Here is a 12,317-nt window from a genome sequence, read left to right as displayed (position 1 = left end):
GACACCGGAGATGACGATGACAGAGCCGACGTCGGGGCCGTCAGGTCCCGCCCACGAGCGAGCACGCGATGGCTCGTGCGGCTCGTTCGGTCGTCGCGAAGCCACGGCCCGCCGGAAGTCTGTCCTGCAAGGTGGTCACCACGACCTCGTGCATCAGGGCCAGGAGTGCGACCGCCTGTGTCCACAGTTCGAGTTCGCCGGCCTCCGGGCGCAGCCTGCCCAGCACCTCGACCAGTCGTCGGGTGAACGCCTGCTGCGAGGCGTCGTAGGCGTCACGAACCTCGGGAGCGGCGACCGACGGCGCGGTGATGAAGTAGAAGCGGGCCATGAGAGGGTCCCGGCGGACCCACCGGGTGAAGGCCTCGATCATCGATCCGGCCCACGCGGTGGCCTCCTGTGTGGGGGCGACCTCGTCCAACAGCGCGTCGATGTCCGGCTCGGCGCACTCGAGCAGCGAGACCAGCAGGTCGGACTTGGAGGCGAAGTGGTAGTACATCGCCGCAGCCGTGACGCCGGCACGATCGGCGATCACCGACATCGCGGCCAGGTCCCCACCCTGCACACCCGTGACCCCGAACTCCTCCAGTGCGGCCCGCAGGATCTGCGGCCGACGCGAGGGCCGGTGCGCCGGCTTCTTGCTGGTGCCTGCCACTCGACCTCCCTCGACAACCGGGTGAGGGCGGCGCGCCTCACATCGTGCCTCGAGGTTATCCCATCGCCCACAGCGAGGTGGCGGCCGATCGATCGTCTCGCACACCCACTCGCCCCCCAGGAGTAAGGAACATGATGTCTGACTCGTATCCCGATCTCGCCGACTGGCGCCTGCAGGCCCGCCAGTGGCTCTCGGAGCGGCTGCCCCTGCGGTCGTCGGAGATCGCGCAGGACTCCTCGAGATCGGACGCGGTTCCGATCTTCCACAATCTGTCCTTCGAGCAGGAGGCGGAGCTCATCGAGGCGGCGTGCGCCTGGCAGCGGGAGAAGTACGAGGCCGGCTACGGCGCGATCGGCATGCCCACCGAGTTCGGGGGACTCGGTTTGCCCTCGCCGTACCTGCATGCGTTCGCCGAGGAGGAGTCCCGCTTCCTCACGCCACCGTCGACGGAACTGCACGGTGTCACCGTCGGACTCATCGCCCCGACCATCGCCGCACTGGGCAACGCCCAGCAGCGGGAGCGCTTCGTGGCCCCGATGCTGCGGGCCCAGCTGCTGGCATGCCAGTTGTTCTCCGAGCCTGCCGCGGGATCGGACCTGGCCGGGTTGACCACGCGGGCCGAGCGCGACGGCGACGACTGGATCGTCAACGGCCAGAAGGTCTGGACGTCCGGCGCCGGGTTCGCCCACTACGGCGAGCTCATCGCCCGCACGGATCCGAGCGTGCCCAAACACCGGGGCCTGACGGCCTTCATGCTCGCCATGGACACCCCCGGGGTCGAGGTCCGCCCGATCCGCCAGATGTCGGGGGGATCGTCGTTCTACGAGGTCTTCCTCACCGATGTCCGCATCCCCGACACCGACCGACTCGGGGAGATTGGCGGCGGCTGGAAGACCGCCCTGACGACCTTGGGTTTCGAGCGCGGCAACGCCGGTCACCGCCAGGTCGGCGGGACCTTCGCCCAGCTCCTGGACCTGGTCGGTCGGTGCGGGCGCGGACAGGACCCCGACACCAGGCGTCGACTCACCGACGCCTGGATCGAGACCCGGGTACTGGAACTGGTCGGTCAGCGCATCAGCAACGCCTCCGTGCGCGGGGAGGCCCCCGGGGCGGTCGGCTCGGTGCGCAAACTGCTCTGGGCCCGCAACCTCAGCCGGTACTCCGAGGTCGCCACCGCCGCGCTGGGCTCCAGGCTCACCGCCGACACCGGACAGTGGGGCACCTACTCGTGGGGCGAGCACGTCCTGGGCGCCCCCGGCTTCCACATCGCCGGCGGCACCGACGAGGTCCAGCGCAACATCATTGGCGAACGGGTCCTGGGCCTGCCCCCCGAGCCCCGCATCGACAAGGACGTGCCGTTCAACCGCGTCCCGCGAGACCACTGACGGCCCCACCGCACCGAGCGATCCCGCCCGCCGCAGGGGCCGGTCATCAGTCGCGGCCGCCTCCTGTGCCAGTGGCTCGAGTCCACCCCTTCCAGGTCGGCGATGGGCGCCGCCGATGCCCGCACCACAACGAGGAACCGGGCCGGGAGAGTGGTCTCCCGGCCCGGTTCCTCGTGCATCCGAGTGCTCACCGGATCGCCGGTGGGCACCGGGTCACACCCGGGCGTATGCCCCGCGGACGGTCTCCATGATCCGGTCGACGGACGGTATCGCGGCGTCCTCGAGCACCCCGGCGTGGGGCAGTGGGATGTGCGGGGTGGTGATACGCACGGGGGCGGCGGTCAAGGAGGAGAAGATTTCCTCGACGACGATGGAGCAGATCTCCGCTCCCCAGCCACACAGACGGGGGTTCTCCTCGACGGTGATCAGGCGCCCCGTGGACCGCACTGCCTCCAGGATCGTGGTGGTGTCCAGGGGCACCAGGGAGCGCACGTCGATGACCTGGCAGTCGACGCCGTCGGCGGCCAGGAACTCCGCCGCTTTCAGGGCGCGACCGACCATCATGCCCACGGCGACGATCGTGGCGTCTCGGCCCTCGCGGACGACCTTGGCCTTGCCGAGCTCGTCGACGATGTCACCGTCGGGGACCTCTCCCTTGGACGACAACAGGCCCTTGTGTTCGACGAACATCACCGGATCGGGATCGCGTACGGCGGCGGCCATCAGGCCGATGACATCGGCCGGGGTGGACGGGGCCACGACCTTCAGGCCGGGGATCGCCATCAGCCAGTTCTCCACGCTCTGCGAGTGCTGGGCGCCGAAACGCAACCCCCCACCGGCGTTGAACCGGATCACCAGGGGCAGCGGGAGCTGGCCGTTGGTCATGTACGAGGACTTGGCGATCTGGTTGGACACCAGGTCCTGCGCCACCAGGACGAAGTCGGCGAACATCATCTCGGCGATCGGACGCAGCCCCGAGGACGCCGCGCCCATCGCGGCACCGATGATGGCCTGCTCCGAGATCGGGGTGTCCATCACCCTGCGGGGGCCGAACTCGTCGAGCAGCCCGCCGGTGGTCTTGAAGACACCGCCCGGTTTGGCGACGTCCTCCCCGATGAGGAAGACGCGGTCGTCATGTCGCATCTCCTGCTGGATGGCGCGGGTCACGGCCGCGCGGTAGGTCATCGTCGCCACGAGGAATCTCCATTCGCCCACACGTTGGTCATCAACGTATCCACTGCCGGCAACGGGGAGGCGAGCGCGAAGTCCGCGGCCTGCTCCACCCGCTGAATGATCTGCTGTTCCATCTCGTCAAGATCCTCGGCTGGCACCCCGGCCTCCACCAGACGCGCCTTGTACATGGGGACCGGGTCGCGGCCGATCCACTCGTCGATCTCCTCCTGAGGCCGGTACTTGCCCGGGTCGGCGCTGGCATGTCCCAGATGGCGGTAGGTGACCGCCTCGATCAGGCTCGGACCCTGACCCGCGCGGGCACGCTCGATGGCGGCGCTCGCCGCGGCGTGGAGCAGGTCCGGGTCGTTGCCGTCGACCTCGATGGCCGGCAGCCCGTACGAGGCGGCACGATCGGCGGCGGGCCGGTCCACGGCGGTGACGTCCCGGATCGGCGTGTACTCCATGTACTGGTTGTTCTCGCAGACGAAGATCACCGGAAGCGACCAGATGGCGGCTAGGTTAATCGCCTCGTGGAAGGCACCGATATTGGTGGTGCCGTCCCCGAAGAAGCACACGGTGACCGTGTCCTCACCCTTGTACTTCGAGGCCAGGGCGGCGCCGGTGGCCACCGGCAGGTGCGCACCGATGATCGCGTACGAACCCATCATCCCGTGATCGACGCTCGTCAGGTGCATCGAGCCACCCTTGCCGCCGTTGAGGCCGGTGGCCCGACCGAGCAGTTCGGCCATCGTCTCGTTCATCGGCACGCCACGGGCCAGGGTGTGGGCGTGACCACGGTAGGTGGCGTAGGTCTTGTCCCCCTCACCCAGCAGAGTGCCGAATGCGGCCGCGATCGCCTCCATGCCGATGGACGAGTGGCCCGGCCCGGTCTTGCCGGAGTTGAAGATCCTCATCCACCGCTTCTCGAAGTGACGGATCTCCACCATCAGGCGGTACATGTCCCGCCGCACCTCGGACGACGGGACGTCCTGCGTTCCCGCGTCCGACTCGATTGTCGTTGCTGTCACCTTGTTCTCCTCATCTTCAGCCGTGTCCTGGCCTGTCAGGGCATCTGGACGGACTGCGGCTCCAGGTACTCGTTGATTCCGTAGCGTCCGAGTTCTCGTCCGTATCCGGACTGCTTGAACCCGCCGAAGGGCGCGGCGGGGTTGAAGGCACCACCGTTGACTGCGACCTGACCCGTGCGCATCCGACGCGCCAGACGGGCCCCGTGCTCGGGATCGGAGGTCCACACCGACCCCGACAGCCCGTACTGCGAGTTGTTCGCCACGGCGACCGCCTCGTCCTCGCCCTCGACCGCGTGGATCACCAGGACCGGACCGAAGATCTCCTCCTGAGCGATCCTGGCGTCCGGATCGACCTCGGAGAAGATCGTCGGCATCACGAAGTGGCCACCCGTCAACTCCGCGGGACGATCGGTCCCGCCCAGCAGAAGGCGTGAGCTGTTCATCCCGTCCCGGATGTAGTCCAGCACCGATCGGCACTGCGCCGCCGAGACCATCGGCCCGACGGACGTGTCGGATTGTCTCGGATCGCCGACCACCCGCTCGGCCGTGGCGGCGACCAACCGGTCCTCGATCTCACCGAGGAGACGACGGGGCACCACGAGCCGGGTCATCGCGGCGCAGGTCTGACCGTTGTTGACCAGGTACCCGTTGACCGCGGCGGGGATCACCAGGTCCAGATCGGCATCCTCGGTCACGATCGTCGCGGATTTGCCGCCGAGCTCCAGGGCCACCTTCGTCACGTTCCGGGCGGCGTTCTGGGCGATCGTGGCGCCGGCGCCGGTGGAACCGGTGAAACTCACGAAGTCGACGTCCGGATGCGACGACAACGCCTCGCCGACCACCGAGCCACGCCCCTGGACCACGTTGACCACACCGGCGGGAACGCCCGCCCGCTCGAGCTCCTCGACGAGGATGTACGCCGTCAACGGGGCCTGCTGCGGCGGCTTGATCACCGCAGTACAGCCAGCGGCCAGGGCCGGGGCCAGCTTGGCCACGACCTGGTACAGCGGATAGTTCCACGGGGTGATCGCCGCTACGACACCGATCGGAAGCCCGCGAACGCGCGAGTTCCCGATCCGCTCCTCGCCGACCGAACGCATCGCCTCGATGGTGGTGCGCAGGACCGCGACCGGGAGCCCGGCCTGGACGCGCTCACCGAACGCGAGGATCGAGCCGACCTCGCGCGCACTCGAGACCGCGATGTCACCGGCCCGTTCGGACAGACCGTCGGCCAGAGCCGACAGCATCGCCAGACGCTCCTCGACACTCGTGGCCGACCACCCGGCGAACGCCGCCCGGGCGGCACGCACGGCGTCATCGACGTCATCCGCCCCGGACATCCCCACCGACGCGATCACAGATCCGTCGACCGAGTCGTGGACATCGACACTGTCGACCCCCGAACGCCAACGACCCGCTATATACGCGGACGGACGAGTCTCCATGCTCCCTACCTCTTCCAGTCAGACAGGGTCCTGTTGTCTCGGTCACAGTAGCGACTTACAAGTTGCTCTGTCAAAAAAGACACATGCTATAGAAACTAGTCAGCGTAGAGAACGGACGGGGTCCGAACCGTCCCACCCCGCAGCGGCGTCACGCACCATCGCGTACATGTCGAGAATCGGCCGGTCGCGCTGATAACACTCGAGCACCCCGCCGCCGGGCTGGGCGAAGAAAGCAAAACGCACCTGGCGGGTCGCGCCCTCGACGATCGGTGTGGCCCCGGCCGCCGCGAGCCGCTCGATCTCGGCATCCAGATCGGACACGATCCAGGCCACATGGTGCGGACCCATACCCGGCGCGGTGAACGCCGCCCGCACCGTTTCCGGCTCGAGTCGGTGGTACTCGATCAGCTCGACCTGGACCGGGCCCCACTGCCCCATAGCGACCGACTGATCCACCACGGCCTCCACGGCCCCGTCGGCGCCCCGGTACGGGTGGAACATCCACTCCGTCGCCACATGGTCGACCACGAAGAACGGCCCCGCCCCGGTGAGCCGACTGAACTCCAGCGCGGCCTGCCGCAGATCCTCGACCAGGTACGCGACCTGGACCACCACGCCGTCCGGGTAGGCGCCACCGACCCCCCGCCCGGCCGGATCACCGTGATCAGGCTCGCTCACAGAACACCTCGCTACTCTCCGGCCGCCGCCGCGGCCCTGTGCGCACGCTGCGCATCCGGGCGAAACGCGAGAAGAAATGGCCCTACTCTTCCTCGGTTTCTTGACACTTGCTACGGTAACTCAGTAAGTCCCACCGCGATGGAGGATCGCCATGCTCGCCGAGCTCACCGAAGACCAGAAGGAGATCCGAGATCTCGTCCGCACCGTCCTGGCCACGAGGCCTATCGGGGGCACCGGCGAGCTGTCCCTGCCCGAGCAGGCACGCGCGGACTGGGCCACCCTCGCCGAGGAGCTCGGCGTGGGCGCGTTACTGGTGCCCGAGGACCACGACGGCCTCGGACTGGGCTTCGCGGAGTTCTGCGCCATCCTGACCGAGTGCGGCCGCGCACTGTCGCCGGCACCGGTGCTGTCCTCTGGCCTGGCCACACTCGCGGTCCAACTGAGCTCCTGCCAGACCGCCCGCAACCGGTGGCTCCCCGCCTTCGCCACCGGCACGATCGGCGCACTGGCCCTGGCAGAAGACGACGACCAGTGGTTCGCCACCACCCCGGCCACCCGCGCAGAACTCCTCAACGACGACACCTGGCGCCTAACCGGCCACAGACTCTTCGTCCAGGACGCCGAACTCGCCGACGTCATCGTGGTCACCGCCGCCACCACCCACGGACGCGGCCTGTTCCTCGCCCGCACCGACGACCCCACCGTCACCATCACCCCGATGCCCACCATGGACCCGTCCCGCGGCCAGGCCACCGTCCACTTCGACGCCACCACCGCCGACCGTCTCGACACCCACACCCCCGACCTCGTCGACACACTGCACGACCACGCCCTGGTAGCACTCGCCGCCGAACAATGCGGAATCGCCGAACACGCCCTCGACCTCTCAGTCACCTACGCCCGCGAACGCCACCAATTCGGCCGCCCCATCGGCTCCTTCCAAGCCGTCAAACACCACTGCGCCGACATCCTCGTCGACGTCGAACGCATGCGCTCCATCACCCAACACGGCATCTGGGCCATCCAAACCACACACCCCGAACGCACCACCATCGCCGCCGCCGCCCAAGCCATCTGCTCCGAAAGCGCCGTCACCACCACCCTCACCGCCATCCAAATCCACGGCGGCATCGGCTTCACCTGGGAACACGAACTACACCGCTACACACGCCGCGCCAAAACCAACGAAACCTACCTCGGACAACCCGCCACCCACCGCAACCGCATAGCCGACCACATCACCACCTAAACACCAGACCCACCCGCAACCCAGGCCCCGTCCGGGGCCAGAGGTAGGAGCACTTCGACCGTTGTCGCACTACTAACAGGTGTGATGGCTTACTGTAGTAGAAGTCTAGAATGAGAGGACCACGATGCCGATCCGCACTTTCCACGTCGATCTGACGGATCCGTACGGCCAGGAGAGCGGCCGGAACCGGGAGTTCCGCCCGACCACAGGAGCTCGCGACGTCTCCCGCCAGTCGCGTCTCGTCCCGCGTAGCTCAAACGAGCTCACTCTGGTTCCCGCGACGAGCGCGACTGCCCACGATGCCGTTGAAGGACGGGAGTCGCACCCGACTCGTCAGTCGGCGGTGCACCGGTGAAGACGTGGGAGGTGGTGGCACCGGGTGCTCTTCCGGACTCGGTGAGGCTCGTCGATGCGCCGGAACCGGCGATCGGCCCCGAAGACGTTCTTGTCGAGGTCCAAGCGGGAGCTCTCGGCTATCCGGACTACCTCCTCGCAGTGGGCCGTTACCACGACAAGCCGGAGGCGCCCTTCGTGCTAGGTGGAGAATCCGCTGGGGTCGTGCGCGCGATCGGGGATGCGGTCGACGGGATTACCGTCGGGGACAGGGTCCTCGCAGCTCCGGGCGAGACCGTCTTCGGCCGACTGGCCGAGCTGGTGTCGATTCCCGCGGAACTGGCTCTGCCGATTCCTGACGACATGCCCATGGACGAGGCCGCCGCGCTCTTCGTCGCTTATCAGACGGCGCACATCGGCCTCTTCCGGCGTGCCAATCTGCGCCCCGGCGAGACCCTGATGGTCCACGGCGCCTCCGGTGGCGTAGGCAGTGCAGCGGTCGAGCTAGGCCGGGCTTCGGGAGCCCGGGTCATCGCGGTCGCCGGCGGTTCGGAAAAGGCGGCGGTCTGCCGCGAGCTCGGGGCGCACGAAGTCATCGACCACACCACGGAGAACGTGGTGGAACGGGTCAAGACTCTCACCGACGGCCGTGGCGCCGATGTCATCCTCGACACCGTCGGCGGCGACGTATTCACCCAGTCGCGGAAGTCCGTCGCGGTCGAAGGCCGCATCCTCGTCGGCGGTTTCGCGAGCGGGGAGATCCCCAGAATGCCCGTGAACCACGCACTGTTGAAAAACTACGCGGTCGTCGGATTTCGCACCCGCCCGTTCCGCGATGACCCGGTTTACCGACGCGAGGTTCACGACGACCTCGTCGCGCACTACATCGGCGGGCGCATTAGACCCCGGGTGCAGCGCGTCGGCTTCGACGACGTAGTGGACGCGCTGGAACAGATCGGAAATCGCCGGGCTGTCGGACGGCTGGTGGTCGTCCGTGACTGACACCGTATGGGTCGAAGACTCCGAGGGAGTCAGGATCATCCACATCCGCCGACCCGAGGCTCGAAACTCGATCGACCTGGATACCGCCAAGAGCTTGTCCGCCTCCTTTGAGGACCTCGACTCGCACGATGAGGCTCGAGTCGGAGTTCTCGTCGGTGACGGTGGATGGTTCTCCGCGGGAATGGATCTTAAGGCGTTCCGACGATCGGGTGAGCGGCCTGTCATCCCGGGGAAGGGGTTCGGGGGCCTGACCGAGCGCCCGCCGTCTACGCCGCTCATCGCTGCCGTCGAAGGTTTCGCTTTCGGCGGCGGGTTCGAGATGGCCCTCGCGTGTGACCTCATCGTGGTTGCCGAGGACGCAGTGCTGGGACTTCCCGAGGTTCGACGGGGGGTGCTCGCCGCGGGTGGCGGCCTCGTACGGCTACCCCGTCTGATCCCCCGGAACGTTGCCTCTGAAGTGGCACTGACAGGTGAACCGCTGACCGCGCAGCGAGCCCACGAGCTCGGACTGGTCGCGCGACTCACTGCACCGGGGAAAGCGCTCGCCGGCGCGATCGAGCTTGCCCGCCAGATCGCGAAGAACGCTCCGTTGGCCGTCCACCAGAGCAAGCGGATAATGCGGGAGTCGGCTGACCGGCCAGTCGAGAGTGCTTTCGACTTCCAGCGACCACTCGCTGACGAGGTCCTCCAATCCCAGGACGCCCGCGAGGGAGCGGCAGCCTTTGCGGACAAGCGGCCACCGAGATGGTCGGGGCGGTAATAGCCTGGCGGCGGTACGCTCGTCGACTTGTCCACTTAGGTTGGACGGGCGCGCCAACGTGTGTAAATCGGGAACGCGGCGCTTACCATCGGCGGCGCTGGTACTCGAGTAGGCGGCATCTGGTTTGACCGGCCCTTCTAGGCCGGACTAGAAGTCTATTTCGGTGCTACCTGCAGGAGTCCCGCGACGACGTGGTGGGCGTTGCCCAGAACCGTGAAGACGGTGTGACGCTCGAGCAGATCGCCGGTGTCTTCGGGATCCACCCGGACCCTGAACAGGTGGTTCGAAAGGCCGACATAGAAGCCGGCATAAAGCCGGGCACGACGGCCGCGGAGGCGTAAGGAACTGCGCGAAGCCAAGCGACGGGTCCGACTGCTGGAACAGAAGAACGAGGTCCTGCGCCGCGCTGATGCGAACCTGTGCCAGGAGAAAATGTCGAGAGAAGGTGGTACCTGGACGCGTGCGAGCTTGCCGCTGACGGGGCCCGTCGCGGTGGAGTGTCGGGTACTCGGAACAGCACGTCAGCCCTTCTATCACCGCTGGCTCGCCTACCCAGCCACCGAAGCCGAGCTCGCCGAGGAGTAGCCTGGGACCGCATCACATGTCACCAATCCGGCTCTTCCGGATTCGGAGTGCGTAGGTGGGGTTCTCCGGTGACGCGGTGAGGCACTAGATGTGGGGGTCCTGGGGCGTGTGAAGATGCAGGTTCCTACGCCTCGCATCGAACACCCCAGGACCCGCATTGAACGCTACCGCCAGCCTGCTTGCGGACCCATCTGCCGCCACCGTCGAGCTCGGGGTGACCATCACCGATGCTGCCGTGGCCGGCGAGTTCACGCACCTGTTCTGCGCCTCGGTCTCGCTGGATCCGGTCTGCGGGGACTGCGGTGTCGCGGGCAGGCTGCGGGACCACGTCGAGCGGAGAGTCACGGACCTGCCGATCGTCGGCCACCCCACCCGACTGCATGTACGGGTGCCGCGCTTCATCTGCGAGAACGCCGAGTGCGGCACCAGGTGTCAAGCCCCGGGTTTTGTAGTGGGTGGTTATCTGGCGTCGACGAGGTCGTCGACGGGTTCGGGTGACGGTTCGACCGCCGCGTGCTGTGCTTCGTATTCGGCGGGTGGGACGTAGCCGATCTCGCCGTGAATCCGTCGATGGTTGAACCAGTCGATGTATTCGGCGACGGCGATCTCGAGGTCGTCGATGTCTCGCCATGGCCCCTTGTGGCGGTTGCGGATGAGCTCGGCCTTGAACAGGGAGTTGAATGCCTCGGCGAGGGCGTTGTCGTAGGAGTCACCCCGTGAGCCCACCGAGGCCACGAGGTCCTGTTCTTCGAGCCGCTCGGTGTATCGCAGCGCCCGGTACTGCACGCCGCGGTCACTGTGATGAATCAACCCGCCCAGGTCGTCGCCGGCGTGGGTGCGCTGCCAGATCGCCATGTTCAACGCGTCCAGGGCCAGGTCGGTGTACAGATTCTTGGACAGCTGCCAGCCGACGACCATCCGCGAATAGACGTCGATGATGAACGCCGCGTACACCCACCCGGCGTACGTGCGGACGTAGGTGATGTCTCCCGACCCACAGTTGGTTAGGTCGCTCGGCGACGAACTTGCGTTCCACCAGGTCAGCGGGACGCTCAGTCTCAGCCTTCGGGCGGGTGGTGCGCGGAGACTTGGCCCGCTGGACCCCCTTGAGACCTTCGGCTCTCATGAGGCGTTCGACGGTGCAGCGGGCGACCTGGTGGCCGGCGCGGCCCATCTCCCTCCACATCTTCCGGGCGCCGTACACGTGGTAGTTCTCCTCGTACATAGTGGTGATCGCGGCAGTCAGTTCGGCGTCGCGAACCGACCGCGCCGATGGCGGGCGGGTCTTGGCGGCGTAGTAGGACGAAGGCGCGATCGCGGCGCTGGTCTCGGACAGTGCGTCGCAGATCGGCTGGACACCGTGTTCGTCCTTGTGGCGGTCGATGAACTCGACCTTCAGCGCTGTGGACGGTCCAGCTCCGCAGCGAAGAAAGCCGACGCCTGCTTCAAGATCGTGTTTGCCCGCCGTAGCTCGCAGTTCTCCTTCTCCAGCTGGGCCAGGCGGGCGTCGCGATCGGCGGACACCGACGAGGCGTCTTGGCCCTCGGCCTGGGCTTTGCGCACCCAGGTCCGTAGCGCTTCGCGGTGCACGCCGAGCTGCTCGGCGACCCGCACGATCGCACCGTGTGAGCGATCGGGGTCGGCCAATGCTTCCAACGCCATTCGTGTGGCTCGTTCACGAAGCTCGTCTGGGTACTTGCGAGGTGCTCCCATGGTTCTGATGATCCCTTCCCGGGTATTCGATGTCTCCATCAAACCCGGGGCGATTCACATACTCTTCGGCCCTCATCTGGTCGACGAGTTCGCAGATCACCGGCAACGCCGGTCGAGCTCCCCCGCGAAGAAAATTGAGGCCCGGCGCATGTTCTCCGGGTTTTCGGTCAGCCGTCGGTTCTCGGCCTTGCTGGGGCGGTTCACCAACAACATGCGCGCCACGCCGCCGCGATCCAGTAGATAACGAACCCGGCCGGGACCGATGGTTCCCACGAGCGCGATCACCGGCCCCAACGGCAATACTGCTGGCCTAC

The 12,317-nt window shown here is 67.2% G+C and carries 11 protein-coding genes and 2 pseudogenes; 6 read left to right on the top strand and 7 right to left on the bottom strand.

Annotated features, from left to right (window positions below; all coding sequences use genetic code 11):
- Positions 1–40: 40 nt before the first annotated feature.
- A complete protein-coding gene (locus A6035_RS14220; RefSeq protein WP_159149226.1) occupies positions 41–652 on the bottom strand; it encodes a TetR/AcrR family transcriptional regulator in 612 nt (203 codons plus the stop codon).
- Positions 653–783: 131 nt separating this feature from the next.
- On the opposite strand from A6035_RS14220, the gene A6035_RS14215 reads away from it, so the two are divergent.
- Positions 784–2,037, top strand: coding sequence for an acyl-CoA dehydrogenase family protein (locus tag A6035_RS14215; RefSeq protein ID WP_327511255.1), 1,254 nt, complete (start codon positions 784–786; stop codon positions 2,035–2,037).
- 213 nt (positions 2,038–2,250) lie between these two features.
- Here A6035_RS14215 and A6035_RS14210 read toward each other — a convergent pair whose 3' ends face one another.
- The 4 genes from A6035_RS14210 to A6035_RS14195 all read right to left on the bottom strand — a co-directional run bounded on the left by A6035_RS14210 (position 2,251) and on the right by A6035_RS14195 (position 6,361).
- Positions 2,251–3,222, bottom strand: a complete 972-nt coding sequence (locus tag A6035_RS14210) for an alpha-ketoacid dehydrogenase subunit beta (protein WP_235026522.1) — start codon at positions 3,220–3,222, stop codon at positions 2,251–2,253.
- Entirely contained in the window at positions 3,219–4,238 is a 1,020-nt protein-coding gene (locus A6035_RS14205) for a thiamine pyrophosphate-dependent dehydrogenase E1 component subunit alpha (protein WP_200836279.1), read from the bottom strand. The genes A6035_RS14210 and A6035_RS14205 overlap by 4 nt, the downstream gene beginning before the upstream one ends.
- A gap of 35 nt (positions 4,239–4,273) precedes the next feature.
- Positions 4,274–5,683, bottom strand: coding sequence for an aldehyde dehydrogenase family protein (locus tag A6035_RS14200; RefSeq protein ID WP_108848365.1), 1,410 nt, complete (start codon positions 5,681–5,683; stop codon positions 4,274–4,276).
- Positions 5,684–5,782: 99 nt separating this feature from the next.
- Positions 5,783–6,361 carry a VOC family protein gene (locus A6035_RS14195; protein ID WP_159149227.1) on the bottom strand — a complete coding sequence of 193 codons (579 nt, stop codon included), beginning with the start codon at positions 6,359–6,361 and terminating at the stop codon, positions 5,783–5,785.
- 151 nt (positions 6,362–6,512) lie between these two features.
- On the opposite strand from A6035_RS14195, the gene A6035_RS14190 reads away from it, so the two are divergent.
- The 5 genes and pseudogenes from A6035_RS14190 to A6035_RS14175 all read left to right on the top strand — a co-directional run.
- Positions 6,513–7,610 (top strand): acyl-CoA dehydrogenase family protein, encoded by a 1,098-nt coding sequence (locus A6035_RS14190; RefSeq protein ID WP_108848368.1) that lies wholly within the window; start codon positions 6,513–6,515, stop codon positions 7,608–7,610.
- A gap of 351 nt (positions 7,611–7,961) precedes the next feature.
- Positions 7,962–8,945 (top strand): NADPH:quinone oxidoreductase family protein, encoded by a 984-nt coding sequence (locus tag A6035_RS14185; protein WP_108848407.1) that lies wholly within the window; start codon positions 7,962–7,964, stop codon positions 8,943–8,945.
- A complete protein-coding gene (locus A6035_RS14180; protein ID WP_108848405.1) occupies positions 8,938–9,705 on the top strand; it encodes a crotonase/enoyl-CoA hydratase family protein in 768 nt (255 codons plus the stop codon). The genes A6035_RS14185 and A6035_RS14180 overlap by 8 nt, the downstream gene beginning before the upstream one ends.
- A gap of 191 nt (positions 9,706–9,896) precedes the next feature.
- Complete coding sequence (locus A6035_RS18300) at positions 9,897–10,046, top strand: hypothetical protein (protein WP_162534009.1); 150 nt, start codon at positions 9,897–9,899, stop codon at positions 10,044–10,046.
- Positions 10,047–10,447: 401 nt separating this feature from the next.
- A pseudogene (locus A6035_RS14175) lies at positions 10,448–10,717 on the top strand (transposase family protein); the annotation flags it as partial.
- A gap of 32 nt (positions 10,718–10,749) precedes the next feature.
- On the opposite strand, the pseudogene A6035_RS14170 reads toward A6035_RS14175, so the two are convergent.
- Positions 10,750–12,003 (bottom strand): annotated as a pseudogene (locus A6035_RS14170) (IS3 family transposase).
- 96 nt (positions 12,004–12,099) lie between these two features.
- Entirely contained in the window at positions 12,100–12,288 is a 189-nt protein-coding gene (locus A6035_RS18295; RefSeq protein ID WP_159149295.1) for a hypothetical protein, read from the bottom strand.
- Positions 12,289–12,317: the final 29 nt, after the last annotated feature.

The sequence above is a fragment of the Dietzia lutea genome (assembly GCF_003096075.1).
GTDB classification, from domain to species: domain Bacteria; phylum Actinomycetota; class Actinomycetes; order Mycobacteriales; family Mycobacteriaceae; genus Dietzia; species Dietzia lutea.
This window is presented reverse-complemented; position numbering and strand designations above follow the sequence as displayed.

What these genes read in the sequence shown, in the direction of transcription:
- A6035_RS14190 (WP_108848368.1), top strand. Translation starts at nt 6,513, where the DNA reads ATGCTCGCCGAGCTCACCGAAGACCAGAAGGAGATCCGAGATCTCGTC.
- A6035_RS14200 (WP_108848365.1), bottom strand. Translation starts at nt 5,683, where the DNA reads ATGGAGACTCGTCCGTCCGCGTATATAGCGGGTCGTTGGCGTTCGGGG.
- A6035_RS14210 (WP_235026522.1), bottom strand. Translation starts at nt 3,222, where the DNA reads ATGACCTACCGCGCGGCCGTGACCCGCGCCATCCAGCAGGAGATGCGA.
- A6035_RS14215 (WP_327511255.1), top strand. Translation starts at nt 784, where the DNA reads ATGATGTCTGACTCGTATCCCGATCTCGCCGACTGGCGCCTGCAGGCC.